This is a genomic window from Micromonospora sp. NPDC047521, assembly GCF_055587305.1.
The window spans coordinates 408,055-430,522 of record NZ_JBVJGN010000003.1; the positions used below are offsets into that span (position 1 = coordinate 408,055).

21 protein-coding genes are annotated in these 22,468 nt (G+C 72.8%); 9 read left to right on the forward strand and 12 right to left on the reverse strand.

Annotated elements, in window-relative coordinates:
- Positions 1-47: 47 nt before the first annotated feature.
- The 4 genes from qcrC (at position 48) to ACZ6N8_RS09585 (ending at position 4,547) form a co-directional block, all read left to right on the forward strand.
- Positions 48-884: a cytochrome bc1 complex diheme cytochrome c subunit gene (qcrC, locus tag ACZ6N8_RS09570; RefSeq protein ID WP_364362534.1), complete on the forward strand. Its 837-nt coding sequence runs from the start codon at positions 48-50 to the stop codon at positions 882-884.
- Between the two features lie 64 nt (positions 885-948).
- Positions 949-2,037, forward strand: coding sequence for a cytochrome bc1 complex Rieske iron-sulfur subunit (qcrA, locus tag ACZ6N8_RS09575; protein ID WP_466008860.1), 1,089 nt, complete (start codon positions 949-951; stop codon positions 2,035-2,037).
- Complete coding sequence (qcrB, locus tag ACZ6N8_RS09580) at positions 2,034-3,665, forward strand: cytochrome bc1 complex cytochrome b subunit (protein ID WP_466008861.1); 1,632 nt, start codon at positions 2,034-2,036, stop codon at positions 3,663-3,665. Before qcrA ends, qcrB begins: the two co-directional genes overlap by 4 nt.
- Before the next feature lie 192 nt (positions 3,666-3,857).
- Positions 3,858-4,547, forward strand: coding sequence for a DUF4142 domain-containing protein (locus tag ACZ6N8_RS09585; RefSeq protein WP_387119942.1), 690 nt, complete (start codon positions 3,858-3,860; stop codon positions 4,545-4,547).
- Between the two features lie 68 nt (positions 4,548-4,615).
- On the opposite strand, the gene ACZ6N8_RS09590 is transcribed toward ACZ6N8_RS09585, so the two are convergent.
- The 5 genes from ACZ6N8_RS09590 to ACZ6N8_RS09610 all read right to left on the reverse strand — a co-directional run bounded on the left by ACZ6N8_RS09590 (position 4,616) and on the right by ACZ6N8_RS09610 (position 10,115).
- Positions 4,616-4,903: an Lrp/AsnC family transcriptional regulator gene (locus ACZ6N8_RS09590; protein WP_139585793.1), complete on the reverse strand. Its 288-nt coding sequence runs from the start codon at positions 4,901-4,903 to the stop codon at positions 4,616-4,618.
- A gap of 79 nt (positions 4,904-4,982) precedes the next feature.
- The gene (locus tag ACZ6N8_RS09595) at positions 4,983-5,846 is read right to left on the reverse strand and encodes a nucleotidyltransferase family protein (protein WP_466008863.1); all 864 of its coding nucleotides are present in this window, start codon (positions 5,844-5,846) and stop codon (positions 4,983-4,985) included.
- Positions 5,843-6,385, reverse strand: a complete 543-nt coding sequence (locus tag ACZ6N8_RS09600) for an NUDIX hydrolase (protein WP_139585795.1) — start codon at positions 6,383-6,385, stop codon at positions 5,843-5,845. Before ACZ6N8_RS09600 ends, ACZ6N8_RS09595 begins: the two co-directional genes overlap by 4 nt.
- Before the next feature lie 53 nt (positions 6,386-6,438).
- The gene (locus ACZ6N8_RS09605) at positions 6,439-8,232 is read right to left on the reverse strand and encodes a RelA/SpoT family protein (RefSeq protein ID WP_466009164.1); all 1,794 of its coding nucleotides are present in this window, start codon (positions 8,230-8,232) and stop codon (positions 6,439-6,441) included.
- Positions 8,233-8,360: 128 nt separating this feature from the next.
- Entirely contained in the window at positions 8,361-10,115 is a 1,755-nt protein-coding gene (locus tag ACZ6N8_RS09610; RefSeq protein WP_466008866.1) for a DEDD exonuclease domain-containing protein, read from the reverse strand.
- A 127-nt stretch (positions 10,116-10,242) separates the two neighbouring features.
- Between ACZ6N8_RS09610 and ACZ6N8_RS09615 the strand changes: the two genes are divergently transcribed.
- Together ACZ6N8_RS09615 and ACZ6N8_RS09620 are read left to right on the forward strand one after the other, a co-directional pair.
- Positions 10,243-11,694, forward strand: a complete 1,452-nt coding sequence (locus ACZ6N8_RS09615) for an NYN domain-containing protein (protein ID WP_466008867.1) — start codon at positions 10,243-10,245, stop codon at positions 11,692-11,694.
- Between the two features lie 106 nt (positions 11,695-11,800).
- Positions 11,801-12,520 carry a DinB family protein gene (locus ACZ6N8_RS09620; RefSeq protein ID WP_400312878.1) on the forward strand — a complete coding sequence of 240 codons (720 nt, stop codon included), beginning with the start codon at positions 11,801-11,803 and terminating at the stop codon, positions 12,518-12,520.
- 30 nt (positions 12,521-12,550) lie between these two features.
- On the opposite strand, the gene ACZ6N8_RS09625 is transcribed toward ACZ6N8_RS09620, so the two are convergent.
- The gene (locus ACZ6N8_RS09625; RefSeq protein ID WP_466008870.1) at positions 12,551-13,042 is read right to left on the reverse strand and encodes a hypothetical protein; all 492 of its coding nucleotides are present in this window, start codon (positions 13,040-13,042) and stop codon (positions 12,551-12,553) included.
- A 257-nt stretch (positions 13,043-13,299) separates the two neighbouring features.
- Between ACZ6N8_RS09625 and ACZ6N8_RS09630 the strand changes: the two genes are divergently transcribed.
- The 3 genes from ACZ6N8_RS09630 to ACZ6N8_RS09640 all read left to right on the forward strand — a co-directional run bounded on the left by ACZ6N8_RS09630 (position 13,300) and on the right by ACZ6N8_RS09640 (position 16,015).
- Positions 13,300-13,518, forward strand: coding sequence for a hypothetical protein (locus ACZ6N8_RS09630; RefSeq protein ID WP_466008872.1), 219 nt, complete (start codon positions 13,300-13,302; stop codon positions 13,516-13,518).
- Between the two features lie 116 nt (positions 13,519-13,634).
- A complete protein-coding gene (locus ACZ6N8_RS09635) occupies positions 13,635-14,894 on the forward strand; it encodes a M48 family metalloprotease (RefSeq protein WP_466008873.1) in 1,260 nt (419 codons plus the stop codon).
- A complete protein-coding gene (locus ACZ6N8_RS09640) occupies positions 14,891-16,015 on the forward strand; it encodes a glycosyltransferase family 4 protein (protein WP_387119969.1) in 1,125 nt (374 codons plus the stop codon). The genes ACZ6N8_RS09635 and ACZ6N8_RS09640 overlap by 4 nt, the downstream gene beginning before the upstream one ends.
- 13 nt (positions 16,016-16,028) lie before the next feature.
- On the opposite strand, the gene ACZ6N8_RS09645 is transcribed toward ACZ6N8_RS09640, so the two are convergent.
- From ACZ6N8_RS09645 to ACZ6N8_RS09670, 6 genes are all read right to left on the reverse strand, one after another.
- Positions 16,029-16,697: a lysophospholipid acyltransferase family protein gene (locus ACZ6N8_RS09645; protein WP_466008875.1), complete on the reverse strand. Its 669-nt coding sequence runs from the start codon at positions 16,695-16,697 to the stop codon at positions 16,029-16,031.
- A 12-nt stretch (positions 16,698-16,709) separates the two neighbouring features.
- A complete protein-coding gene (locus ACZ6N8_RS09650; RefSeq protein ID WP_466008876.1) occupies positions 16,710-17,294 on the reverse strand; it encodes a TetR/AcrR family transcriptional regulator in 585 nt (194 codons plus the stop codon).
- Between the two features lie 59 nt (positions 17,295-17,353).
- Positions 17,354-19,012, reverse strand: coding sequence for a putative bifunctional diguanylate cyclase/phosphodiesterase (locus ACZ6N8_RS09655; RefSeq protein ID WP_466009166.1), 1,659 nt, complete (start codon positions 19,010-19,012; stop codon positions 17,354-17,356).
- A gap of 79 nt (positions 19,013-19,091) precedes the next feature.
- A complete protein-coding gene (locus ACZ6N8_RS09660) occupies positions 19,092-19,901 on the reverse strand; it encodes an SAM-dependent methyltransferase (RefSeq protein ID WP_364362546.1) in 810 nt (269 codons plus the stop codon).
- A 189-nt stretch (positions 19,902-20,090) separates the two neighbouring features.
- Positions 20,091-20,759 (reverse strand): response regulator transcription factor, encoded by a 669-nt coding sequence (locus tag ACZ6N8_RS09665; protein ID WP_007072219.1) that lies wholly within the window; start codon positions 20,757-20,759, stop codon positions 20,091-20,093.
- Positions 20,760-20,766: 7 nt separating this feature from the next.
- Positions 20,767-22,458 carry a sensor histidine kinase gene (locus ACZ6N8_RS09670; RefSeq protein ID WP_364362547.1) on the reverse strand — a complete coding sequence of 564 codons (1,692 nt, stop codon included), beginning with the start codon at positions 22,456-22,458 and terminating at the stop codon, positions 20,767-20,769.
- Positions 22,459-22,468: the final 10 nt, after the last annotated feature.

Below are 22,468 nucleotides of genomic sequence, written 5' to 3' on the forward strand. Positions count from 1 at the left end.
GCTGCTCCGTCCCCTGAGACAGGTCCAACCGGTTAAGGACACCGCTCATGACTTCTGACAACGACCGCCGACGCGGCCTGCTCGCGCGGTTGCGCGGGCGGCCCGCCGCGCGCAGCAGGGGCCGCCGCCGGCTGGGCGCCGCGGTCCGGCTGTTCGCCGCGCTGATGCTCGCCGGCGGCGCCTACACCGTCTTCGCCCCCGGTGCGCAGGCACAGGACAACCCGCCGCTGACCGGCGCCGCCGCCGAGGGCAAGGCGCTGTTCGACGTGAGCTGTGTGACCTGTCACGGACGCAACGCCCAGGGCGTCGAGGGTCGCGGACCGAGCCTGGTCGGCGTCGGCGCGGCCTCCGTCGAGTTCCAGGTCAGCTCCGGCCGGATGCCGATGGCCCGGCAGGAGGCCCAGGCCCACCGCAAGCCCCCGGTCTTCACCGACGAGCAGACCCGCCAGCTGGCCCAGTACATCCAGGAGCTCGGCGGCGGCCCGGTCGTCCCCGAGGGCGACGAGCTGCGTGACGGCGGCAACGTCGCGGCCGGCGGTGAGCTGTTCCGGATCAACTGCTCGCAATGCCACGCCTTCGGCGGCGGTGGCGGCGCGCTCTCCTCGGGCAAGTTCGCACCCAGCCTGCACCCGGCGACCGACCGGCAGATCTACGCGGCGATGCTGAGCGGCCCGCAGAACATGCCGGTGTTCGGCGACAACCAGCTCCGGCCGGAGCAGAAGGCCGACATCATCGCGTACATCCAGGAGACGCTGAAGCACGACCAGGACCCGGGCGGGTTCAACCTCGGTCGGTACGGGCCGTCCACCGAGGGCCTGGCGATCTTCCTGGTTGGCATCGTGGCGCTCGTCTTCGCCAGCCTGTGGATTGCGGGCAAGTCGTGACCGAGCGGATCATCCGATTCAGTGCTGTGGTGCCGAGCGGCGCCACCCGTAGCGAGGTGACGGCATGAGCACCCACACCGAGCACCAGGCCCCGCAGGGCCGGGAGCCGCTCGACGTGAACGACCCCAAGCTGACCCGGTTCGACATCGTCCGCGAGGGCGCGCGCCGGGACGACATCGAGATCGTGCACTACGAGCCGCAGGTGCTGCCCGGCACGAAGGCCGAGCGTCGGCTGACCCGTGTCGTGGCCGGGTTCTTCCTGATCACCGGTCTGGCGGCGACCGCCTTCCTGGCCATCTACATCTGGTGGCCGTGGCAGTACGAGCCGGGCCGTGGCGGCGACAAGTTCTACACGCCGCTGCTCGGCGCCACCCTCGGCGTGGCCCTGCTCGCCGTCGGCTTCGGCATCCTGACCTGGGGCAAGAAGTTGCTGCCCAAGGAGGTCTCGATCCAGGACCGGCACGAGGGCCAGGTGGACTCCGAGGGCCGTACGATCACCGGCCAGACGATGCTCTACATGGCCGACGAGCTGGGTGTGAAGCGCCGCCCGCTGCTCGGCATCTCGCTGCTGGCCGGTCTCGCGCCGGTCGGCGCGGTCGCCGCGGCGCCCCTGGTCGGCGGTCTGATCTCGAAGCCGCACAAGAACAACCAGATGTTCACCACCGGGTTCGCCGCCGCCGAGGGTGGCGAACGGATCCGCCTGGTCCGTGAGGACGGTCGCCCGATCCGCCCGGCCGACATCAGCGCCGGCGGCCAGCTGACCGTCTTCCCCGGCATCGACCACGGCGTGAGCAACAGGCACGCCGACTCGCCGACGCTCCTGATCCACCTTCGGGACTCCGACGCGCAGGAGTCGCGCCGGGCCAACGAGCGGATCGGCCACGGCGACTACATGTGGGGCAACTACGCGGCGTTCTCCAAGATCTGCACGCACGCCGGTTGCCCGGCCAGCCTGTACGAGCAGCAGACCAACCGTCTGCTCTGCCCGTGCCACCAGTCCCAGTTCCTGATCACCGACAACGCCAAGCCCGTCTTCGGCCCTGCCAGCCGGCGGCTGCCGCAGTTGCCCATCGAGGTCGACTCCGAGGGCTTCTTCGTGGCGAAGTCCGACTACACCGAGACCGTCGGGCCTGATTTCTGGGAGCGGCCATGAAGCGTCGAAAGTTTGACCTGGCAGCCACGCCGGGCAAGGCCGCGGTGGGAGTGGACGACCGCTTCGCGGTGGCCACGCCGCTGCGCAAGCTGCTGAACAAGGTCTTCCCGGACCACTGGTCCTTCCTGCTCGGCGAGATCGCGCTGTTCTCGTTCGTCGTGCTGCTGCTGACAGGTGTGTTCCTCACCTTCTTCTTCGAGCCGGCGATGACCGAGGTGGTCTACGACGGCAGCTACGCGCCGTTGCAGGGCACCCCGATGTCCGCCGCGTACGCCTCCAGCCTGGACATCTCGTTCGACGTCCGCGGCGGTCTGGTGATGCGGCAGATGCACCACTGGGCGGCGCTGCTGTTCATGGCCGCCATCGTCGTGCACATGCTGCGGGTGTTCTTCACCGGCGCCTTCCGCAAGCCGCGCGAGACCAACTGGATCATCGGTTCGCTGCTGTTCTGGGTCGGCTTCCTGGCCGGCTTCACCGGCTACTCGCTGCCGGACGACGGCCTGTCCGGCACCGGCCTGCGGATCGCCTCGGCGATCATGCTGTCCATCCCGGTGATCGGCTCCTGGGTCACCTCGTCGATCTTCGGTGGCGAGTTCCCGGGCACGATCATCATCAGCCGGTTCTTCATCGCCCACGTGCTGCTCATCCCGGGTCTGCTCGTCGCGCTGATCAGCGTCCACCTGGGGCTGGTCTTCAAGCAGAAGCACACCCAGTGGCCCGGCCCCGGCCGGACCAACAACAACGTGGTCGGCGAGCGGATGTTCCCGCGGTACGCGTTGAAGCAGGGCGGCTTCTTCATGGTCGTCTTCGGCGTCATCGCGCTGATGGGTGGTCTGTTCCAGATCAACCCCATCTGGCTGTTCGGCCCGTACGAGGCGTGGGTGGTCTCGGCCGCCAGCCAGCCCGACTGGTACGTCATGTTCCTCGACGGCTCGACCCGACTCATGCCGGCCTGGGAGATCAACATCCCGATCGGCGACGGCTACGTCATCCCGCCGCTGTTCTGGCCGACTGTGGTCCTGCCCGGCATCCTGGTCGGCCTGTCGACGATGTACCCGTTCCTGGAGGCCCGGCAGCTCAAGGACCGCAAGAGCCACAACCTGCTCCAGCGTCCCCGGGACGTTCCGGCCCGTACCGCCGTCGGCGCCATGGCCGTCGCCTTCTACATCGTCCTGACGCTCTCCGGCGCCAACGACGTGATCGCGGACAAGTTCCAGATCAGCCTGAACGCGATGACCTGGGCGGGTCGGATCGGCCTGCTCGTGGTCCCGCCGATCGCGTACTACGTCACCTACCGGCTCTGCCTCGGTCTGCAGCAGCACGACCGGGAGGTGCTCGCGCACGGCGTCGAGACCGGCATCATCAGGCGCCTGCCGGACGGCCGGTTCGTCGAGGTGCACCAGCCGCTCAGCGCGTCCGACGGGCACGCGGACGGCCACGGTGAGCTGGAGTACGTCGGCTGGGTGGTGCCCAAGAAGATGAACCGGCTCGGTGCACTCGGCCCGGCCATCAGGGGCTTCTTCTACCCGATCGAGAAGCCGGTCGAGGCGCCTGTCTCGCCGGGGCATCCGCCGGTCGAGGCCCGGCCCGAGCGCGAGGAGATCGGCAGCGGCGAGAGCCGACGCTGATCGCCTGATCGCACCGTTACGGGGCGCCCGTCGGAATTCCGGCGGGCGCCCCGTCGTGTCCGCGTCCACCGCCCATCCGACCAGGAGTCGGACGGCCACGGCGGGACCGGTCGACCCCGCGCGTCGGGGGATCGCAGGAATAACCCCGGTGAGCCGGGTATCCGTGCGGTCCAACGTCTCAAGGGGGGGAACATGTTGGGTATCAAACGCCTCGGCCTGTTGGCCGCGCTGGTACTGGTCGGCGTCGCGCCGGCCGCGGCCGCGCAGGCCGCGGCACAGCCGTCAACGCAGGACACCCAGTATCTGCAGGCGGTGCACCAGGTGAACCTGTTCGAGATCACCGCTGGTGACCTGGCCCAGCAGAAGGGCCAGAACCAGGGGGTCAAGGACCTCGGTGCGATGTTGAAGACCGACCACACCCAGCTGGACCAGACGGTGCAGCAGACCGCGTCCCAGCTCAACGTGGAACTGCCGAACGAGCCCAGCGCCGATCAGCAGGCGGTCCTCGACAAGCTGAACAACGCCAGCGGCGCGGAGTTCGACAGGCTCTGGGTGACAAGTGAGCTGGCCGGCCACGTCCAGGCCATCCAGGCCACCCAGACGGAGATCTCGCAGGGCTCCGAGCAGTCGGTGGTCCAGCTGGCCCAGACCGCCCTGCCGACGCTCCAGGCGCACTACGACGAGCTGGTGCAGCTCGCCAACCAGCTCGGCATCCCGGTCCCGCAGACCAGCGCCAGCGGTACGCCCAGCCCGGGTGGCACCGGCACCGAGTCGCCGGCTCCGGGTGGCACGGGCACCGAGTCGCCGGCTCCGGGCGGCACCACCGAGTCGCCGGCTCCGGGCGGCGGCACCACCGAGACGCCGGCTCCCAGCGAGAGCTGACGTAGCGGCAAGCAGACGGCCGGTCCACCCCGCACGGGGTGGACCGGCCGCCGTGCGTCGGGCGGTGGTCAGTCCGTGCCGGCGAGGCCGATCGCGAACGCCTCCTCCAGGTCGTGCTGGGAGTACGCCCGAAACGCGATGTGCGACTCGGTGTTCAGCACGCCCGGCACCTTCGAGATGCTGCCCGCGATGACCTGGGCGATCTGGTCGAACTCGCGGACCCGGACGATGGCGATGAGGTCGACGTGCCCGGCCACCGAGTAGACCTCGCTGACGCCGGGAAGGTTGGCCAGGGTCTCCGCCACCTCGGGAATCGCGTCGGTGGCGCAGTCGATCAGCACGATCGCGGTGATCACGGGGCATTTCTCCGTTCGTCGGCGTCGTCGCCCATGCTAGATGTTCCCGGTCGCCCCCGGAGCCGGGAGCCGTCGCGGCTCAGCCCCGGGCGGCGGGCACGGTGCGGCAGTCCCCGAACCGGATCACGTCGTGCAGCCGTTCCCCGGCCCGGACGACGGCTCCCGGCCACACGACGGTGCGGCACACGTCGCCGTCCACCCGCGCTTCGGCGCCGACGACCGACTCCACGCACTGACCGGTCACCGTCGCCGACGGGTCGACCAGGACCCCGCCCTCGGCGGCGTGCAGGTTGGCCGCCAGGTAGTCGGCCGGGGTGCCGGTGTCGAAGAAGGTGCCCGGGTAGGGCACCACCTCCAGCTCGCCGGCCGCCTCGGCGGGCCGCCAGAGCGCGCGGACCAGGTCGGAGAAGACCACCGGCAGGTCGCGGACCAGCCGCCAGGGCAGCAACGAGAACCCGGTGAAGCAGTGCCCGTCGAAGGTGCCCGGCGCCGTCGGGTCCGCGGCGGGCTGGCCGAGCAGGCGTACGGTGCGCCCGTCCCAGCCGTCGACCAACGCGGCCACGTCGGGGCCCGGGGGAGCGGCCGGGTCGGCGAGGTACGCGTCGGCATTGCCCACCAGCACCGCCCGGCCGTCGATCCAGTCCAGCAGGTTGGCCACCCCGCCCGCGGTGCCCAGCGGCTCGCCGGGCTCCACCGACAGGTGGGCGCGGTCCCCGACGTGGGCGACCACCTGGTCGGCGAGATAGCACGCGTTCACCGCGACGCGGCCCGGCCCGGCCAGGCCGAGCCCGGTCAGCCGGGCCAGAGCCCGGTCCAGCAGCGGCACGTTGCCCACCGGGCACAACGCCTTGGGGACCCGTTCGGTGAGCGGACGCAGCCGGGTGCCCTCGCCGGCGGCGAGCACCACCGCGCACAGGTCCTCCGGCAGGCCCGCCCCGGTCATGGCGTGGTGTCGGGCACCGGTGGCGGAAACTGCCCGGCCAGCGGCCCGATGTCGTAGTAGGCGAGCAGCCGGGCGGTCGACCAGCTCAGCTTGGGCAGGTCGTCCAGCGGATGCCAGGCCGCCTCGAAGACCTCCGCGCCGTCGACCACCAGCTCGGTGCTGGACGCCGGCACCTCCGCCTCGAAGACCACGTCCACCCAGCCCTTGGCGTGCACTATCGCGTTCGGTACGGCGGGGCGCAGCCGGGACGGGGCAAGCCGGATGCCGGACTCCTCGAACAGCTCCCGGGCCGCGCCCACCACCGGCGCCTCGCCCCTGTTCAGCAGGCCGGCGGGGAGCGACCAACCCTTGCCGGGCGGTTGGCGAAGCATCAGCAGCCGGCCCGCGCCCGTCGCCTCGGAATCGCGGACCAGGGTGACCGCGCCGACGATGTACTTGGGTACGGCCAGCTTGACCAGGCGCCGACGTACCGGCAGAGGCAGCCGGTAGAAGGCCTGGTAGAAGATGGCCCGACCGGTGGCGCGGGAGCGGGGGATCATGACTCCAGGCTAGTGGTCACGAATGTCCTTCGGACGTGCTGGGGCCGGCCCGGTCACTGCCGATGGTCGACCAGGTCGATGAGCTGGCGTACCACGGTGTCCGGTTCGATCACCCGGTCGAAGACCGCGACGAGCAGCGTCTCCAGGTCGGGGTAGCCCAACTCCTCGGAGAGGCGCAGCAGCGGCAGGTCACTGGCCAGGCCCCGGTTGTGCTGGCGCAGGGCCAGCCCGATGGTGGCCCGACCGAGCCGCACCTTGTCGCTGATCGTGATGCCCGGCTCGGTGTGCTCGGCGAACCACCTGTTGATCTGCATCTGCGCGTGCGGCGACTTGACGAAGCTGAGCCACTCCCGGCGCGGGCCGCGCGGCGCCACGCCCGCCTCGAAACCGTTGTCGCCGTCGTTCTCGGTGAAGATCTCCACCACGTCGCCCTCGTCCAGCTCCGAGCTCAGCGGCGCCAACCGGCCGTTGATCCGGGCGGCGAGGCAGTGGTCGCCACGCTCGTTGCCCAGCTCGTACGCGAGGTCGACGGGAGTGGCGCCGGCCGGCAGCACCACCTGCCGCCCGTCGGCGAAGACCTGGATCTGCCCCTCGGCCAGGTCGCAGCGCAGCGACTCGTAGAACTGCGCCGGGTCGGCGGCCTCGGGCTCCCAGTCGAGCACCCGGCGCAGCCAGTCCAGCTGTTCGGCGCGGGCCGATGCGCTGCTGCTGCCCGAACGCGGGAAGCGGAAGTCGGCGGCGATGCCGTACTCGGCCGAGCGGTGCATCTCCTCGGTGCGGATCAGCACCTCCACCGTGCGGTCCTGCGGGCCGCAGACGCTTGTGTGCAGCGAGCGGTAGAGGTTGTTCTTCGGTGAGGCGATGAAGTCCTTGAAGCGGCCGGGGACGGGCCGCCACGTGCCGTGGATCGCGCCCAGCGCGGCGTAACAGTCGGTGGCCGGGCCGTCGACGACCACCACGATGCGCGGCAGATCGTACGGAGCGGTGTGGCCGCCGGCGATTGTGTCCTTCCAGATCGAGTAGAGGTGCCGGGGGCGGGGGCTCACCTCGGCGTCGACCCGGCTGCGCTTCAGGGCCACCCGGGCCCGGGCGACCACCGAGTCCAGGTACGCGTCCCAGCCCGGCCGGTCGTGCACGTGCCGGGCCAGCCGGGCGTGCTCCTCGGGCTCCAGGTGCAGCAGCACCACGTCGTCCAGCTCGCGCTTGAGGGTCTGGATGCCCAGCCGGTCACAGAGCGGGACCAGCACCTCCTGCGTCTTGCGGGCGATCCGCTCCCGCGACGACGCGGAGCGCACCCCGAGGGTGCGCATGTTGTGCAGCCGGTCGGCCAGCTTGATGATCAGCACCCGGACGTCCTTGGCGGCCGCGACGATCATCTTGCGGACCGTCTCCGCCTCGGCGGCCTTGCCGTAGAACGCCTTGTCGAACTTGGTCACCCCGTCGACCAGGTGGGCCACCTCGCCGCCGAAGTCCTCCGAGAGCGCCTGGAGCGTGTAGCGGGTGTCCTCCACCGTGTCGTGCAGCAGCGCCGCGACCAGGGTGGTGGTGTCCATCCCCAGCTCGGCGCAGATCTGGGCCACCGCGAGGGGATGGGTGATGTACGGCTCGCCGCTCTTGCGGAACTGCCCACGGTGCATGTTCTCCGCGATGGTGTACGCCCGGCGCAGCACCGCGGGGTCGGTGCCGGCGTGGATGCCCCGGTGGGTGCGGACCAGCTGCGTGACCGGGTCGGAGTCGGTTGTCGGCCAGGTGAGCAGTGACCGCAGCCGGCGGGCGAGCGGCAGCTCACCCGGCTGGGTCGGAAGGGCGCCCCCCAGGGCGGCGCCGTGTCCGGCGTCGACGTCCACGAGGGACACCTCCTCACCCCGGCTCCACGACGCCGGAGACCGACGGCCGGGAGCAGGCCCACGAATCGGGCAGGACTGCACTTCTCCAACAGCCTAAGCGAGTCGACGTAGTCCGATCGGTCACTTGGTCATGAGCGTTCGGTCGAGAGTTGGTGGGACGGAGCGTTCTCGGCCTTCGCCAGCAGGTCACGGAAGCGCCCCGCGCCACCCACCGGCGACGACCAACCGGACGACATCTCCACCAGTCGCGTCTCCGGTCGTTCCAACCAGGACAGGATGCGCTCGGACTCCTCGGCCGTGGCCGCCGGCACCGGCCCGTGCCCGCCCGCCACCGTCTCGGCGGTGGCCCGGATGGCGGTCAGGGTGGGTCGCGGGTGGACGCCGGGCGGGGACACCCCCGCGCCGGCCAGCCGGCCGTGCCGGATCAGCGCCAGCTCCCAGCCTCCCCGGGCCGCCGGGCGGGCCGCCGCCAGCTCGACGATCCCGGTCAGCGCGGCCAGTCGCTGCATCCGCACGGTGGCGCGCAGCACCGCGGCCAGCCGGGACCGCACCACGGCGGCCTCCTCGTAGCGCTGGTCGCTCGAGAGCACGTCGATCCGGGCCAGCAGCGCGTCCACCACCCGCTGCGGGTCGCTGGCGGTGGCGGTGCGGAACGGCAGGACGGCCCTGTCGTCGTACTCCTCGGGGGTGATCCGGTGCTCGCAGGGCGCCGCGCAGCGACCCAGCTCGGCCAGCGCGCAGGCCGGCGTGACGGTGCGCAGCGAGAGCCGGTGCGTGCACTGGCGCAGCGGCACCGCGTCGTGGAAGCCGGCGGCGGCCAGCTCGGCGGCCCGCCGGGAGGTGAACGGCCCGAGGTACGCGGTGTCGGTGGGGGCCAGGTCGCGGACGATCGACAGCCGGGGGTACGGACCGTCGGTGAGCTTGAGCCAGACCATCCGCTCCGGGTACTTCGACCGCCTGTTGTACGGCGGGGCGTGCGCGGCGATCAGGCGCAGCTCGCGGACCTCCGCCTCCAGCGAGTGGGCGCACTCCACCGCCTCGACCCGCTCGGCCGCCGCCAGCATCTCGGAGATCCGGGCGCGCTTCTCGCCGGCGGTGAAGTAGCTGCGCACCCGGGTGGCGATGTCGACGGAGGTGCCCACGTAGAGCGGGCGGTCGTCGGCGGCCCGGAAGATGTAGACGCCCGGGACCTTGGGCAGCCCCTCGGCCAGGTGTCGTTTGCGGCGCTGGGTCGGGGTGACCGCCCGGGCGAACTCGATGGCGTCGCCGATCGTGTCCACCCGGTGCCCACCGAGCCGGCCGATCAGCCCGTGCAGCACGTCGACAGTGGCCTTCGCGTCGTCGAGCGCGCGGTGGGTGGGTTGCGTGGCGGTGCGGAAGTACGCGGCGAGGGTGCCGAGCTTGCGGTTGGGCACCTCGTCGCGGGTCAGCACCCGGCGGGCCAGCGCCGCGGTGTCCAGCACCCGGGGGTTGGGCCAGCGGTAACCGTGCTTGGCGCAGGCCGCCTTGAGGAACCCCACGTCGTACGGGGCGTTGTGGGCCACCAGCACGGCGTCGGCGATGAACTCCAGGAAGCTCGGCAGCACCTGCTCGATCGGCGGGGCGGGCAGCAGCATGGCCTGGGTGATCCCGGTCAGCACGGTGATGAACGGGGGGATCGGCTGCCCGGGGTTGACCAGGGTGGCCAGCACGCCCAACTGCTCGCCGCCGCGCACCTTGACCGCGCCGATCTCGGTGATGCCGCCGCCGTCCGGCGCGCCGCCGGTGGTCTCCAGGTCGACCACCACGAAGGTGGTCGCGTAGAGCGGCAGCGCCGGGTCCACCCCGCCCGTCGCCGGGTCGAGACCGGCAAGTGACTCCTGGACGTACTCCGCCTGTGCCATCGGCGGCACGCTAGCGCCCCGGTCCGACACTCCTGTCGCAACGTCCCCACCAGTCACCATGGGGGTAGGATGAGAGATCGGCTCACTCACCGGGCGGTGGGCCCGGTCGCGGTGGGAGACTTGCCACATGCCCCTCACCGAGCCGTACGACGACCACCTCCCGCAGGAGGATCCGGTCGCGCGCGACGGTGCGGGCAACCCGGACGACAACGTAGTCACGGACCCATCGGGCGCATCCGCCCCCACGACGCCCGACGACGGTGCGGGCGTCGAGCCGGAACCGACACTGCCCGAGGCGGTGCGCCAGCGGATCGTGACGCTCACCGCGGCGGTGCTGCCCACCCTGCCCGCCGACGAGGTGCCGGTGCCGCTGCGCCGGGTGGCCAAGTTCGCCCCGAACCGGCGGGCCCGGCTCGGCGCGCCGGCCATCGCCGCCCAGCTCACCGCCGACCCGCTGTTCCGGCAGCGGGTCACCGCCCGCGTGCTGGCCGACGCCGGTGACCTCGGCGCGGCAGTCGTCGAGGGCACCGCGCCCGCCGCCGCCGACCCGGTCGAGGTCGCCGCCCTGGCCTACCTGGCCCGTCCGCGCGGCTGGCGGGAGCTGATCGACGCCAGCGGAGCCGCCGTCCGCGCCGAGGCGGACAGCGCGGTCGTCGCCGAGTTGGTCCGCGAGGCCGAGCAGCGGGCCACCCGCGCCGAGCACGACCGGGCGGTGGCCCGGGTCGAGGCCGAGAAGCTGCGCGACGAGCTGGCCCGCGTCCGGGAGGAGCTGGGTCAGCTCCGCGAGGAGTCCCGGCAGGTGGCCCGCACCCTGCGCGAGACCCAGGCCCGCGAGCGCAGGGCCACCGAGTTGCTGGCCACCGAACGCGGCCGGGCGGCCCGCGCCAGCGCCGACGTGGACGCCGAGCTGCGCCGCGCCCGGGCCCGGCTGGCCGAGGCGGAGGCCGCCGCAGGGGTGGCCCGGGCCAGCGCCAAGGAGGCCCGTTCGGTCGACGACGCCCGGCTCTGGCTGCTGCTGGAGACCATCGGGCAGGCGGCCGTCGGTCTGCGCCGCGAGCTGGCGCTCGACCCGGTCGACAAGCTCCCCGCCGATTTCGTGGCCGACGCGTTCGCCGAGCAGCCGGGCAGCGCCCCGGCCAGCCCCGCCGCCCGCGCCCGGGATACCGACGACCCGGCCCGGCTCGACCAGCTGCTCGCCCTGCCCCGGGCGCACCTCGTGGTGGACGGCTACAACGTCACCAAGCGGGGCTTCGGCGAGATGTCCCTGGAACAGCAGCGCAAGCGTCTGATCACCGGCCTGGGCGGGATCGCCGCGCAGACCGGCGACGAGGTCACAGTCGTCTTCGACGGCGCCGAGCGGATGCACGGGCTGCCACCCGCGCCGCGCGGCGTACGGGTGCTCTTCTCCCGCAAGGGCGAGACCGCCGACGAGCTGATCCGGCGGCTGGTCCGCGCCGAGCCGGCCGGCCGTCCGGTGGTGGTTGTCTCCTCCGACCGCGAGGTCGCCGACGGGGTACGCCGGCACGGGGCGTACCCGCTGGGCGCGGACTCGCTGCTGCGGCGACTCGCCCGCTCCTGAGCGCACCCGCTGCCCGCTCTGACCCGGCCGGATGTGCATGCCGGTCGCCCCTCGCGTGTCGGACCGGGGCGCTAGCATCGCGGCACCGCCGAGGAGGGGAGTCACGATGGGCCAGGACGACGTCGCGGTCTTCGTCGACCGCGATCTGAGCGGTGCGCGTTTCACCAGGTCGACGCTTGCCGGTGCGGTGATGCGCGGCGTGGAGGTGGCCGGTCTGGACATCGACGCGCCCTGGCTGGCCGACTCGACGCTCGTGGTCAACGGCGTCGATGTCGTGCCGCTCGTCGAGGCCGAGCTGGACCGACGGTTCCCGGGCCGGGAGCTGAGGCGGGCCACCGACCCGGCCGACCTGCGCGCGGCGTTGGCAGCCACCGAGCGGGCCTGGGCGGCGGCCGTGGACCGGGTCCGCGCCCTGCCCGAGGGCGCCGCCGACGTCTCGGTCGATGGCGAGTGGTCGTTCGCGCAGACGCTGCGCCACCTGGTGTTCGCCACCGACGCGTGGCTGGGCAAGGCGATCCTGCGCCTGCCGCGGCCGTTCCACCCGCTCGGTCAGTCACACGTCGAGTACGAGACGGACGGCTTCGACATGTCGGTGTTCGCCACCGCGCCGCCGACCTTCGACGAGGTTCTCGAGGTGCGGGCGCAGCGGCAGGCCATGCTGCGTGACTTTCTCGCGACCGCCACACCGGAGCTGCTGGCCGAGCAGCGTCCGAGCGTCTGGTGGCCCGAGCAGCACGTGTCGGTCCTGCACTGCGTCCACGTGATCTTCACCGAGGAGTGGCAGCACCTGCGCTACGCCCTGCGTGACCTGGACGCGCAGGGCTGACGACGACGAGATTCGCCCCGGGTGTGGCTGTCAGGTGGGGGGGAGCCGCCGGGCCAGCTCGCGGCGCAGGGCGTGGCGGTCCGGGATCATCCAGGTGAGCTGGACGACCAACTCGTACGGTCCGCGCCCCGGTGTCGACCACTGGCCGGGCCGCATCGGGGGCCGGGTCTGCCCGGGGTCGCGCGGCCGGACAACCAGTCGCGGGTCCACGGCGCCCCGCACCTGGACGCTCGCCACGTTCGTCCAGTCGATGGTGAGCGTGGTGCCGTCCGGCCCGGTCAGGCGCAGCGACTCCGCGGTCAAGCGCAGGGGCAGCCGGGGCTGACGGCGTAGCTGCCAGCGGATCACCGCCGCGCTGGCGAGGCCGATCCCACCGAACCGCAACAGCGCGTGCCACCACGGCTCGTCGACGATCGCCGCGTACGTGACGAGGAGCCCCGCCGCCAGCACCGTGACGACGGCGAGGGCCGTGCGGCGTCGGGCCGGCGATGAGTGAAAGTCCACGACGGACGTGTCATCCATGCTGGTCACCGTCCTGCTCTGCCCGACCGGCCGCCGCGCCAAACGCGGTGGTCGTGTGACAGGCGCGGGGTCGGCGACGGTGGGTGTGTCCTGGCGGTCGGGATACCCGATTTCGCTGATCTGGAGTGGATCTCGGCCGCAACGGGCGGTCGGGCGGGGTTTCTGTCGTACCCGGTGGTTAGCGTCGATGTGACCGACGGTGCTCGGGCGGCGACGACAAGGCGTCGACCGTGCTCCGCCAACGATCAGGAGGCGTGATGCTCATCGACTGCGACGGGTGCGCGAGGCGGGGTGACGGCTGTTCGGGCTGCCTGCTGGCCGCCCTGTTCGACGACACGTCCCCGGCGGCAGGGCTGGTCGCCGCCGAGGTCCAGGCGATCGAGGTGCTCGCACGGGCCGGATTCGACGTGGAGGTGCTCACCGCGCCCGGGCGTCGCGGTGACACCGGCCGCGACGCGGCCCGACGGGTCGCCTGACGCGACACCGCCTCCAGAGAGGGCTTTCCGCGGGCCATAGGATGAGCGGTCACGGCGGGAGGAGCGGGCGGGATGAGCGGGCTACCAAAAGGCGTCGCCGGCACGGCGGTGTCCGCGTGACCCCGCGCGGCTGGGCGTTGCTGACCCTGGCCGGGTTGACTGTCGCGCTCGTGGTGGTCGCCACGCTGCTCATCCCGTGGCACCGGCCGCCCGCGCCCCGGGCCGACCAGCTTGCCGCGCTGCGGGACCTGCCCGCCGAGCAGGTGGCCAGGGGGCGGGAGTTCCGCTCGGCCCTGCGCCCCGGCGGCTACACGGCGCTCGCCGTCGGCCTGCTCGTCGCTCTCGCGCTCGGGCTCACCCCGCTGGGCAGTCGCCTGGTCGAGCTGGTGGGCCGACCCTTCGGCGGGCACTGGGCCGCGCAGGCCGTGCTCGGCGGGCTGGCCGTGGTGCTCGTCGCCGACCTGGTCACCCTCCCGTTCGCCGCCTGGCGGCAGAGCGTCCTCACCCGCTACGGGCTGAGCACCAACGGCTGGAGCGGCTGGGCCGTCGACCTGCTCAAGTCGTACGCGGTGAGCGCGGTGATCGGCGCGGTGGCGTTGTTCGGCTTCTACGCGGTCATCCGGCTCGCGCCGCGCTGGTGGTGGGCGTTCGGCGCGGCGGGCGCCGCCCTCCTTGTGGTGCTGCTGTCGTTCGTGCTGCCGGTGCTCGTGGAGCCGGTGTTCAACAGGTTCACGCCGATGGAGCAGGGTCCGCTGCGCACCGAGCTGATGAGCATGGCCGCCCGCGACGGGGTGCCGGTGCGCGATGTGCTCGTCGCCGACGCCTCCCGCCGCACCAGGGCGGTGAACGCGTACGTCTCCGGTCTCGGCCCGACCCGGCGGGTGGTCGTCTACGACACCCTGCTGACCGAGGGGACCCCGGCCGAGGTGACAGCCGTGGTGGCGCACGAGCTGGGGCACGCGAAGGATTCCGACGTGGCCGTCGGCACGCTCACCGGGGCGCTGGGCGCCGCTGCGGCGGTGGTGGCGCTCTACCTGCTCGGCTCGTGGGGGCCGCTGCTGCGGCTGGCCGGCGTCGACTCGGTGGCCCACCCACGCGCGTTCCCGCTGCTGCTCGCCCTCGTCACGGTGGCCGGGCTGGTCGCCGCGCCGGTGCAGGCGCTGATGTCGCGCCGGGTGGAGGCGCGCGCCGACGCGCACGCGCTAGCGCTCACCGGCGACCCGGTGGCCTTCGAGTCGATGCAGCGTCGGCTCGGCTCGGTCAACCTGGGTGACCCCGATCCGCCGCGCTGGGAATACCTCTACTCCGCCTCGCATCCGTCCACCGTGGAGCGGATGGCCGCCGCCCGCGCGTACGCCCGGGAGGCTGGCCGATGAGCCGTACGCTGCTGATCACCAACGACTTCCCGCCCCGCCCCGGGGGCATCCAGTCCTTCGTGCACAACCTCGCCCTGCGCCAGCCGGCCGGTTCGGTTGTCGTGTACGCGTCGAGCTGGCGGGGTGCCGCGAAGTTCGACGCCGACCAGCCGTTCGAGGTGATCCGGGAACGCACCCGGGTGCTGCTGCCGACCCCGCTGATCGCCCGCCGGGCGGCCCGGCTGGCCCGTGCGTACGACTGCGACACGGTGTGGTTCGGCGCGGCGGCACCACTGGGGCTGCTCGCCGCGGGTCTGCGCCGGCGGGCGGGCGTACGCCGGGTGGTGGCGCAGACCCACGGTCACGAGGTCGGCTGGGCGGCAGTGCCGGCGGCCCGGCCGGCGCTGCGCCGCATCGGTAGGGGTGTGGACGTCACGACGTACCTGGGTGAGTACACCCGTACCCGGCTCGCCCGCGTGCTGGACGGGGTGACCGAGCTGCGCCGCCTGGCGCCGGGGGTGGATGTGGACACCTACCACCCGACTGTGGACGGTGAACAGGTCCGGGCCCGGCTGGGGCTTACCGACCGGCCGGTGGTGGTCTGTGTGTCCCGGCTGGTGCCCCGCAAGGGACAGGACATGCTGATCCGGGCGCTTCCGGAGATTCGCCGCCGGGTGCCCGACGCGGCGCTGCTGATCGTCGGCGGTGGCCCGTACCGGGCGACGTTGGAGAAACTGGCCCGGCAGACCGACGTGGAACGCGACGTGGTCTTCACCGGCTCGGTGCCGTCGGCGGAGTTGCCGGCTCACTACGCGGCAGGCGACGTGTACGCCATGCCGTGCCGCACCCGTAACCGCGGCCTCGACGTGGAGGGGCTGGGCATCGTCTACCTGGAGGCGTCCGCCACAGGTCTTCCGGTGGTGGCCGGCGACTCCGGGGGCGCGCCGGACGCGGTCCGCGAGGGCGAGACCGGTTACGTGGTCGGTGGGCGGGACGTCGCCCAGCTCGCCGACCGGGTCGCCCGGCTGCTCGCCGACCGGGACCTGGCCCGTCAGCTGGGTGCGGCGGGCCGGGCCTGGGTGGAGCGGGAGTGGCGCTGGGAGACGCAGGCGCAGCGGATGGCGGAGCTGCTCGCCGGCTGACCACCTGTCCCGCTCAGGTGGTGCCCACCCGGGGTGGCGCGTAGCGCGGCACGTACTCCTGGCCGGTCAGCCGTTGGATCGCGGCCATGACCTCGTCGGTGACGACCCGGATGTCGCGTGGCCCGTTGATCCGACCGGCGACGGGGATCGGTGGACCGAACCGCAGGGTGACCGGGTGCCGGCGGGGCAGTCGCGCGTCGACGGGCAGCACCTCGGCGGTGCCGAGAACGCCCACCGGGACGATCGGCACCCCGGCGTCGCGGGCCAGCCTGGTCATGCCGGTGCGGCCCCGGTAGAGCCGGCCGTCGGGGGAGCGGGTGCCCTCCGGGTAGATGGCGACCAGACCGCCGCCGCGCAGCACCGGACCGGCGGCGTCGAGGGCCGTGAGGGCGGCCCGTCCGCCGGCGCGCTCGACCCGGATCGCGCCCATGCCGGCGACGATCCCCCGGCTGACCCAGCCGCCCGGTCCCCGCCCGGTGAAGTACTCGGACTTGGCCCAGAAGGTGACGTGTCGCGGTGTCAGGCAGGCGAGGAACACCTCGTCGGCGACGGACAGGTGGTTGCCCGCGAGGATCGCCCCGCCGCGTGGCGGCAGATGCTCCAGCCCTTCCACGCGGGGCCGCCAGCCCGCCCGCAGGACGGTGCCGACTGTCAGTTTGCTGAGGTCGTACAGCAGGGGCACGTGTCCTCCGGTTCAGTGCGGGGCGGGGCCGAGGTGGGCGTCGAGCGTGGCGCGCAGCAGGGCGTCGTCGTCGGTGACGCCGGTGGCCAGCGGCAGGCTGCCCCAGGCCCAGAGTTGGGCGATGCCGTGCAGGTTGGCCCAGAGCGCGCCGGCCAGCACCGAGGCGGGGACGTCGTCGGGCCGGCGTACCTGGGTCACCAGGTCGGCCAGGACGGCGAACAGCGGCAGGCTCGTCTCGCGCAGCCGCAGCCGGCCGCTGTCCAGCAGGTCGTGCCGGAACATCAGCTCGAACATGCCGCGATGCGCCGCCGCGAAGTCCAGGTACGTCCGGGCCAGCGCGGTCAGTTGGGTACGCGGGTCCGGGTCGGCGTCGCGCATCGTCTTCTGGACCCGTGTGGTGAGGTCGGCGAAGCCTTCGCGGGCGATGGCGGAGAGCAGGTCGACGTGGGTGGGGAAGTATCGTCGCGGCGCGCCGTGGGAGACGCCGGCCCGGCGGGCGATCTCCCGCAGCGACACGGCCGACTGGCCCTCGCGGAGCACCAGGTCCACCCCGGCGGCAACCAGTCGGGCCCGAACGCCCGCGTCCCCGTCGTTCATAGACACTGTCTACCAGGATGGCGTAGACGGTGTCTACTCCCCGTCCTTCCCGGCACCGATCAGCGGATGCGGGCCAGGATCCGGTCGGCCGGCGCCGGCTTGCCGAAGTGCCAGCCCTGGGCGGCGTCGCAGCCGATCGCCCGCAGCCGTTCGGCCTGCCCCGCGGTCTCCACACCCTCGGCCGTCACCGTCAGATCCAGGGCGTGCGCCAACGAGACGAGCGAGGCCAGGATCCGCTCGTCGGTACGCCCCACCGCCGGGGACCGCAGCCCGGCCACGAACTCCCCGGCCACCTTCAACTCGGTCACCGGAAGGTCCCGCAGGTACGCCAGATTGCTGTAGCCGGTGCCGAAGTCGTCGATGGCGATCCGCACACCGAGGTCGGCGAGCACCCGCAGGGCGCGTACCGGCTCCTCGGCGGTGCTCATCATCGTGCTCTCGGTGATCTCCAGCTGGAGCCGTTCCGGTGGCAACCCGGTCTGCCGCAGCAGGGCGAGCACGTCCTGCACGAGACCGGGCCGGTGCACCTGCCGGACTGCCAGGTTGACGCTCACGAACGGCGCCTGGACCCCGCCGGCCGACCACGCCTCCGCCTCCCGGCACGCCTCGGCCAGCACCCACCCGCCCAACTGCACGATCAGGCCGGTCTCCTCCGCCAGCCCGATGAAGCTGTCCGGACGCAGGACACCCAGCTCCGGATGGCGCCACCGCACCAGCGCCTCCACACCCAGCAGCCGGCCGTCGCGCAGCGACGTCAGCGGCTGGTAGTCGAGATAGAACTCGCCCCGCTCCAGAGCGGCGGGGATCGCCGCGGAGAGCGCGTACCGGGCCAGCTCCCGCCGGCTGCGTTCGGCGTCGTAGAGCGCCCAACGGTCCCCGCCGGCCGACTTCGCCCAGTGCAGTGTCGCGTCGGCCGCCCGCATCAGATCAGTGGGATTGGCGCCGGCCACCTGCCGCTCGACGATGCCGATGCTCGCCGAGACCTGCAACTCGTGCCCGTCCACGAGCGCCGGGGTGCGCACCGCGGCCAGCGCCGTCTCGGCCACCTTCACCATGTCGTCGGTGCCGCCGGTCCGTTCGACAAGGATGACGAACTCGTCGCCGCCCAGCCGGGCCACCAGGTGCTCGCCCAGGTCCTGGCACAGCCGCTCGGCCACCATCGTCAACAGTCGGTCGCCCACCTGGTGGCCCAGGCTGTCGTTGACGACCTTGAACCGGTCCAGGTCGAGGAAACACACCCCGACCCGCTGCGCGCCCCGACCCGGCTCGTTGAGGGCGGCGGCCAGCCGCTCGGTGAACAGCGTCCGGTTGGGCAGGCCGGTGAGCGGGTCGTGCGTCGCCTGGTGCCGGAACCGCGCCTCGCTGGCCCGCAGGGCCCGCTCCGCCTGCGTACGCGCCATCATGGCGGCCCGACGGATCGACTCCTGCTCGTCGAGCGTCCGGTCGCGAAGTGCGCGGGCGTAACCCGTCGCCACGGCGGCCAGCAGCCGGGCCATCCGGTCCTCGACGTCCTCGGCCACCAGGCCCAGGTCGCGTACCAGCCGGAGCTGGATCACCTCGACGGTCCGGCCCAACCCCTCCGCCGAGGCGATGTGCGCGGCGACCAGCTCGGCGCCGACCCGGTGCCCGGCGCGCAGGTCGAACGGCTCGGCGAGCAACGCGCCTGCCAACTGGCCGGTGAGCCGGTGCAGCAGCGCCTCGAGCTGCGCCTGCGTCATCGGCAGGTAGCTGGTGCCGGAGACGGCTTTCGCCCAGGCCCGCGCGAACGTGCTCGGACGGGACGCCGCCTCGGGCGATTCAGCCACCGAGTCGCCCGACGCCGCCCATGAAGACCGCGCGCTCGGCGTCCTCCGCGCTGTCCGGAGTGTCCGGTCGCCACTGCGGCACCCACACCACACCCGGGTCGAGCAGCTCGAACCCGTCGAACAACGCGGTCAGCTCGGCCCGGCTGCGGACCCAGAGGGGACTGTCGGTACGCCTGTAGACGCGTTCCGCCTCGGCCCGCTCGTCCGCTCTGTGCCCGTCGTCGCTGGCCTGCGACAACACCAGGTAGCTGCCGGGGGCCAGGGCGTCGCGCAGGGTCGCCAGCAGCTCCGCGGGCCGGTCGTCGTCGGGGACGAAGTGCAGCACCGCCACGATCATCACGGCCACCGGCTGGCTCAGGTCGAGCAGCTTGCGCACGTCCGGGTGGCTCAGGATGGCCTCCGGGTGCCGCAGGTCCTCCTGGACGACCACGGCCAGGTCGTTGCCGGACAGGATCTCCCGGCTGTGCGCCACCGCCACCGGGTCGACGTCCACATAGACCACCCGCGACGCCGGGTCGATCCGTTGGGCGATCTCGTGCACGTTGCCGACAGTGGGGATGCCCGAGCCGATGTCCAGGAACTGCCGGATCCCGGCCTCGGCCAGGTGGTGCACCGCCCGGCGCAGGAACGCGCGATTGGCCTGAGCCATCAGCGGCGCCTCCGGCACCGCGGCCACCATCGCCTGCGCCGCGGCCCGGTCGGCCGCGAAGTTGTGCGAGCCGCCGAGATAGTAGTCGTACATCCGCGCGACGCTCGGGCGCTCGATGTCGATGGTGTCGGGCGCCCAGTCCGGCCGCTGCATGCGCTCACCCCTTCCGAGTCGGCGTCGTGGGCATCGTCGCCCGCGCGGGTATTGTGCCCCCGACACGCCCGCCAGACCATAGCCTGCCGCCAGGTCTCCCGCCGACGTCGGTCGATACGCGAAAGTCCGCGCCGGCGGTGAGGCTGGCGCGGACTTCGGTCGCGGTGTCCCGCTCGACGAGCGGGGCGGTCAGAACTTCGGGGCGTCCGGCGCTTCGAGAAGGCCGAGCCGCAGCGCCGTCATCAGCGCCTGAGCCCGGTTGGCCGCTCCGAGCTTCTCGTAGAGCTTGGAGATGTGGGTCTTGGCCGTGGACTCGCTGACGAACAGCTGCTTGGCGATGCCCGCCACGCTCATGCCGTCGGCGAGCAGCCGCAGCACCTGCCCCTCGCGGGGGGAGAGCTGCGGACCGGACGGGGCGAGGCGACGCTTCATCGCCTCGGCCAGGTCGGCGGCCGTGAACGCGCTGGGGGAGGAGGCGGCGTGCCGGGCGGCGGCCACCACCTCGTCGGCCGGGGCGGTCTTCGGTACGAAGGCGCTCGCACCGGCCTCCAGGGCGCCGAAGAGCTGGTCGTCGCCCGCGTACATGGTCAGCACCACGATGCCCATGGACGCGCTGGACTTGCGCAGCGCGCGGGTGGCCTCCAGGCCGCTGCCGTCGGGCAGGCGCAGATCCATGATCACCACGTCCGGCTGCAGCGCGCCGGCCTGACGTACACCCTCTGCCGCCGTGGCGGCCTCACCGACGACCTCGAACTGCCTGTCGCGCTCGAACGCGTGCCGCAGGCCCTTGCGAATCAGGTCGTGATCGTCGACAAGGAGGACCTTGGTGCGGGTGGCCGGTGTCGGACTTGTGGTCATCCTCGGGTTACTCCCCTTCTGGTGCTGCGCTGTCGCGCACGTTATCTCGCCGGGACGAGGTGCCGAGAACCACCGCCACGGTCGTGCCGCTGGGTTGCCGCGGCCTGATCTCCAACCGGCCCCGGATACGTTCCGCCCTCTCGGCCATGATCGCAAGACCGTACCGTCCGTCGGGGCGCTGGTCAGCCATCCCCTGACCGTCATCCGACACTTCTATTTGCGCGTACGGGGGGTCCACCTCACACGTGACCCACAGATTGGACGCGCCGGCGTGCTTGCGCGCGTTGGTGACCGCCTCCTGCGCGATGCGCAGCAACTCGGCCTCGGTGGCCGCCGGCAGCCGCGCCGTGGACTCGTCGAGCGACAGGTGCACGCGCAGCCCGCCGGAGGCGCCCACCGTGCGCGCGTACTCGGCGATCGCGGCGGCCAGCCCGCCCTGCCGGTCCACCTCGCTGCGCAGCTCGAAGAGGCTCAACCGCAGCTCGGTGATCACCCGGGTCACCTCGCCGCGCAGCGTCCGCAGCGCCTCGGCGGTCTCGTCGGCGTCGTCGAAGACGGTGGCCAGGGCGTTGTCGATGCCGTAGCCGACCATCACCAGCTCCTGCGCCACCCCGTCGTGGATCTCCCGGGCCAGCCGCTGCCGTTCCTCGTTGGTGGCCAGCGAGCGGACCTCGTCGAAGAGCAGCGCCGCCTCCAGCCGCAGCGCGGCCGGCCGGGTCAGCGCGGTCACCCGGTCCACCACCGGCGGCGGGTACGCCTGCGCGACGTCCGCCTCCAGCACCACCAGCCCGACCGTGCGGACGCCGGCGACCAGCGGCACGATCAGCGCGGACACGTCCCCGCCGCGGTGCGTCCGGGACTGCGACCGGGCGGCGGTGGTGGCCTGCTGGCTGGCCCAGGCGTCGGCGATCGCCGAGTCCGCGTCGACTGTCGTCTCCCAGTCCACCCGGTCGACCCCGGCCTGGGCGAGCACCACGAGCCGGCCGCCCCCACTGGCCGACAGCACCGCGCCCCGGTCGGCCCGGGCCACCGTGCGCAGCTCCTCGATCAGGTGCTCGGAGATACCGCCCGGGTCCAGGGTTGCGCCGGGCAGTTGCCGGGCCACCGTGCGCAGCTGGGTCAGCAGCCGGGTCGCCTCGGCGTACGGCTGGGGCTTGCCCTCGCCGCGTACCGCCATCACCCGGTGCAGGGTGCCGGCGGCGTACAGCCCCAGGGCGGCCAGGATCAACCACTGCGCGCACACCGCCAGATAGCCCGGCTGGCCGAGCTGGCGCCCCCCGCCGACCTCGGTCAGCGCGCCGCTGACCAGCAGGGTGGCGGCGGTGACGGCGAGCAGGGCGGCGCCCTCGGAGAAGCGGCGGCGCAGCGCGGTGACTGTCACCGGGACCGCCAGGTACGGCAGCACGGCCGACGCGCCCAGGCCGGCGACCGCGCCCCCGATCGCCGCGTCCGCGGCGACCTGGCTCGCGGCCAGCCCCAGCACCACGACCTCGGCAACCCGGCTCAGCGGGCCGATCAGCCGGTGCTGCGGGGCGAGCAGCGACGGCAGCCCGGCGACGGCCAGCAACGCGATCCACCACAGCTGGGCGACGTCGCGGGTGGCGAACAGGGTCAGGACGGCGACCAGCGCCAGCATCACCAGGCGGGCGGCCGCGGCGAGGGGATGCGGGTGCGGTGCGGCGGATGTCGATGCGGGCACGTGACGGATG

What these genes read in the sequence shown, in the direction of transcription:
- ACZ6N8_RS09640 (WP_387119969.1), top strand. Translation starts at nt 14,891, where the DNA reads ATGAGCCGTACGCTGCTGATCACCAACGACTTCCCGCCCCGCCCCGGG.
- qcrB (WP_466008861.1), top strand. Translation starts at nt 2,034, where the DNA reads ATGAAGCGTCGAAAGTTTGACCTGGCAGCCACGCCGGGCAAGGCCGCG.
- ACZ6N8_RS09660 (WP_364362546.1), bottom strand. Translation starts at nt 19,901, where the DNA reads ATGCAGCGGCCGGACTGGGCGCCCGACACCATCGACATCGAGCGCCCG.
- ACZ6N8_RS09620 (WP_400312878.1), top strand. Translation starts at nt 11,801, where the DNA reads ATGGGCCAGGACGACGTCGCGGTCTTCGTCGACCGCGATCTGAGCGGT.
- ACZ6N8_RS09650 (WP_466008876.1), bottom strand. Translation starts at nt 17,294, where the DNA reads ATGAACGACGGGGACGCGGGCGTTCGGGCCCGACTGGTTGCCGCCGGG.
- qcrC (WP_364362534.1), top strand. Translation starts at nt 48, where the DNA reads ATGACTTCTGACAACGACCGCCGACGCGGCCTGCTCGCGCGGTTGCGC.
- ACZ6N8_RS09625 (WP_466008870.1), bottom strand. Translation starts at nt 13,042, where the DNA reads ATGGATGACACGTCCGTCGTGGACTTTCACTCATCGCCGGCCCGACGC.
- ACZ6N8_RS09615 (WP_466008867.1), top strand. Translation starts at nt 10,243, where the DNA reads ATGCCCCTCACCGAGCCGTACGACGACCACCTCCCGCAGGAGGATCCG.
- ACZ6N8_RS09610 (WP_466008866.1), bottom strand. Translation starts at nt 10,115, where the DNA reads ATGGCACAGGCGGAGTACGTCCAGGAGTCACTTGCCGGTCTCGACCCG.
- ACZ6N8_RS09600 (WP_139585795.1), bottom strand. Translation starts at nt 6,385, where the DNA reads ATGATCCCCCGCTCCCGCGCCACCGGTCGGGCCATCTTCTACCAGGCC.
- ACZ6N8_RS09595 (WP_466008863.1), bottom strand. Translation starts at nt 5,846, where the DNA reads ATGACCGGGGCGGGCCTGCCGGAGGACCTGTGCGCGGTGGTGCTCGCC.
- ACZ6N8_RS09585 (WP_387119942.1), top strand. Translation starts at nt 3,858, where the DNA reads ATGTTGGGTATCAAACGCCTCGGCCTGTTGGCCGCGCTGGTACTGGTC.
- qcrA (WP_466008860.1), top strand. Translation starts at nt 949, where the DNA reads ATGAGCACCCACACCGAGCACCAGGCCCCGCAGGGCCGGGAGCCGCTC.
- ACZ6N8_RS09655 (WP_466009166.1), bottom strand. Translation starts at nt 19,012, where the DNA reads ATGACGCAGGCGCAGCTCGAGGCGCTGCTGCACCGGCTCACCGGCCAG.
- ACZ6N8_RS09630 (WP_466008872.1), top strand. Translation starts at nt 13,300, where the DNA reads ATGCTCATCGACTGCGACGGGTGCGCGAGGCGGGGTGACGGCTGTTCG.
- ACZ6N8_RS09665 (WP_007072219.1), bottom strand. Translation starts at nt 20,759, where the DNA reads ATGACCACAAGTCCGACACCGGCCACCCGCACCAAGGTCCTCCTTGTC.